This window comes from Psychrobacillus sp., assembly GCF_056205495.1.
Genome location: NZ_JBAEAP010000643.1, coordinates 1 through 3,709, shown reverse-complemented (window position 1 = coordinate 3,709; position 3,709 = coordinate 1). Strand labels below are relative to the sequence as shown.

3 protein-coding genes are annotated in these 3,709 nt (G+C 36.8%); 1 reads left to right on the top strand and 2 read right to left on the bottom strand.

What is annotated here, in order from left to right; all coding sequences use genetic code 11:
• Positions 1 to 188: 188 nt before the first annotated feature.
• Positions 189 to 998, bottom strand: coding sequence for a pyruvate, water dikinase regulatory protein (locus AC06OU_RS18495; RefSeq protein WP_475857687.1), 810 nt, complete (start codon positions 996 to 998; stop codon positions 189 to 191).
• Positions 999 to 1,009: 11 nt separating this feature from the next.
• Complete coding sequence (gene ccpN / locus AC06OU_RS18490) at positions 1,010 to 1,648, bottom strand: transcriptional regulator CcpN (RefSeq protein ID WP_340883218.1); 639 nt, start codon at positions 1,646 to 1,648, stop codon at positions 1,010 to 1,012.
• 342 nt (positions 1,649 to 1,990) lie between these two features.
• Here ccpN and AC06OU_RS18485 point away from each other — a divergent pair, with 342 nt between their 5' ends.
• Entirely contained in the window at positions 1,991 to 3,373 is a 1,383-nt protein-coding gene (locus tag AC06OU_RS18485; protein WP_475857686.1) for a glycine--tRNA ligase, read from the top strand.
• Positions 3,374 to 3,709 lie beyond the last annotated feature (336 nt).

The window sequence follows — 3,709 nt, the reverse complement described above, 5'->3', positions numbered from 1 at the left end:
AGTATTAATTCGAGAGACTGAAGAAAAATCCTGCAAGAATCGACAAAATATTTACATGATAATACGAAAAATTTCTTTTTTCCACAAATAAGTATTATAAAACATTTCAATATATTAATCTATACTTTAATTCGCTTTCGTACATAAAAAAACCTTTTCACAATTGTGAATCGGTCCAAAATTTTAAATTATTTTTGCTGAATTTGAGTGATTACTAAATTTGCTGTTTCTTCTACTGCTCGATTTGTCACATCAATAACTCTACAGCCAATTCGATCCACTACTTTTTCGAAGTGCGCTATTTCTTCATTTATACGTTCCACTTTGGCATAGCTAGCATCATCCTTAAGACCAATTGCGATCAATCTTTCTCTTCTTATGGAGTTTAATTTGTCAGGAGTGATTATAAGACCGAAGCATTTCGAAGGATCAATTTGGAAAAGTTCTTCTGGTGGCTCTACTTCCGGTACTAAAGGTACATTTGCAACCTTGAACCGTTTGTTTGCTAGATATTGAGATAAAGGTGTTTTAGAAGTGCGTGAAACTCCTATTAATACAATATCGGCCTGCAGTAGCCCTCTTGGATCTCTGCCATCATCATATTTTACTGCAAATTCTACTGCCTCAATTTTCTTAAAGTAGTCTTCATCAAGCTTACGTACAAGACCTGGCTCTTCAAAAGATTTTTCCTCTAGTTTCTTTTCTAAAAGATTAATCACAGGGCCTATCAAATCGACGCATTCTAATTCATATTCCTTGCAATACTTAACGATTGCTTCTCTCATTTCCTGCTGAACTAATGTATATAAAATACTTGCATTCTGTTCTTTAGCTAAAGCGGTTATCTCTTTAATATGATCCATAGAATCGATATGGGTAAATCTTTTTAACTTTGTATGTTGCAGACCTGGTCTGAACTGACTTACCGCAGCTCTAGCTACTAGCTCGCCAGTCTCTCCTATAGAGTCTGAAACAATAAATAGGTTTAACATTTTCATTCTTTCACTCCTCATAAATCATGGTCATCAGCTAAAGATAAGAAAGCCCGAGTAATATTTGTCTTAGTAATCCTTCCGACAATTTCTAAACCGTCTTTTGCTTCTTTTACCACTGGCAATGAGTCTATTTGGCGACTCATTAACTTATTTGCTACCTCAATTAATGTATCTTCTTTCAGACAATACGTAATATTTGGCATCCTAGTCATAATCATATGTACCGGCATTTTAGTTAAGTCTTGGTTCCCGATACTTGTTCGTAAAAAGTCTTTCCTAGAAAGCACACCGGATAATACTGATTTTTTATCAACGACAAACAAAGAGCCAACATCCTCTAAAAACATATGGCATATTGCATCGTAAACCGACATACTTTCTTCTACAACAACGGGGATAGACTGAAAATCCTTTACGAGCATTTGTGCAATGCTATCAGAGATTGCCTGACTGGTTTTCTTACCTGAGTAAAAATAACCTACACGAGGTCGAGCATCCAGGAAGCCAGCCATCGTTAATATCGCAAGATCAGGTCTTAGAGTTGACCTAGTCAGATTAAGTCGTTCTGCAATTTGTTCACCAGTAATAGGTCCATTCCCTTTTACAATGTCCAAAATTTCGACTTGCCGTTTGTTGAGTTCGATTGGACTCACCGCCTCAAAGTTTATACTTAGTTATACTTATTCTAAATAATTATATACCATTATCCCTCACATTGCTAAATAAAGAAGCATATGATACAATCATCAATAATATTAAAGCGTTGAAGAGCATTATAAGTACTGTAACATAAAGCGAGTGGTGATAGTGCAAGACCACATCTACAGGAAACGGCAGCTTGGAGCTTAAGTTTTTAAAGAGGGTTGTCATACATACAACCAATCGGGGTGGAACCGCGGGTTATAAACTCGTCCCCGGGCTATTGAGGCCCGGAGACGAGTTTTTTTGTTTCATTTTTTTCTTTAAAAGCTTTTATCAAAATGGAGGTATGTCAAATGGAATTTTCAATGGAAAATGTAGTAAGTTTAGCAAAACAAAGAGGCTTTGTATTCCCTGGCTCTGAAATTTATGGAGGTTTGGCAAATACATGGGATTACGGTCCACTTGGAGTAGAGCTTAAAAACAACGTAAAAAAAGCTTGGTGGAAAAAATTTGTACAAGAATCCCCTTATAATGTAGGGTTAGATGCTGCTATTCTTATGAACCCAAAAACATGGGTCGCTTCAGGTCATATTGGTAACTTCAATGATCCAATGATCGACTGTAAAAAATGTAAATCACGTCACCGTGTGGATAAAATCATCGAGGATGCGTTAGATAAAAAAGGAATTGAAATGGTAATAGATGGCCTTTCCTTTGAGAGAATGGAAGAAATCATGAAGGAGCATAATGTAGTTTGTCCTTCTTGTGGTGCATATGATTACACGGAAATTCGTCAATTTAACTTGATGTTCAAAACTTTCCAAGGTGTAACGGAATCTTCTACAAACGAAATCTTTTTACGTCCAGAAACGGCACAAGGTATTTTTGTAAACTATAAAAATGTACAGCGTTCTATGCGTAAAAAAATGCCATTCGGTATTGCCCAAGTCGGTAAAAGTTTCCGAAATGAAATCACTCCTGGTAACTTCACTTTCCGTACAAGAGAATTTGAACAAATGGAGCTAGAGTTTTTCTGTAAGCCCGGCGAAGACATGGAATGGTTCGAGTTCTGGCGCAATTATTGCCGCGAATGGTTACTTAACTTAGGTGTTTCGGAGAATAGTATTCGTCTAAGAGACCACTCTGACGACGAGCTTTCTCATTACTCGAATGCAACAACAGACATTGAATATAAATTCCCATTTGGTTGGGGTGAGCTATGGGGTATTGCCGATAGAACTGACTTCGATTTAAAACAGCATATGGAACACTCGGGTGAAGATTTCAATTATATCGACCCAGTAACCAATGAAAGATATGTACCATATTGCATCGAGCCATCTCTAGGAGCTGACCGTGTAACATTGGCATTCTTATGCGAGGCTTATGACGTGGAGCAGCTAGAAGGCGACGATCAACGAACAGTTTTACGTTTCCACCCTGCTCTAGCTCCGGTAAAAGCAGCAATCTTGCCTTTATCGAAGAAGCTATCTGAAGGTGCAACAGCACTGTTTTCTGACCTTAGCAAACATTTCATGGTTGATTATGATGAGTCTCAATCCATTGGTAAACGTTACCGCCGTCAGGATGAAATCGGTACACCATTCTGTATTACGTATGACTTTGATTCCGAAACGGACGGCCAAGTTACAGTGCGTCATCGCGATTCTATGGAACAAACAAGAATGCCTATTTCAGAAGTAAAAGCTTATATTGAAGAGCAAATACAATTTTAATTAGAAGCATTCTAAAATAATTTAAGCCTGCAAAACAAATCCAATTTCGGATACAATTTGCAGGCTTTTTTTATTTATATTTTTTCTGAAACGTATATCGAAATACAATCTGTAATGATCGTTTAGATATTAGGGCTTTGACCCGACTGCCAGGACTTACAGCGTTGGCCGAAATAAATCATCGTTTTAGGAATGTAGTTATAAACCGAGGAAGTTAAGTAGTTGAGATAACGTTAATAACTTTATTTTTGGGAATAATAGGAGAATTGAATCGGAATATAGAATTACTTAAGTAATGACAAATTTAAGGAGAATGAAATGAATAAATTTAGCCTA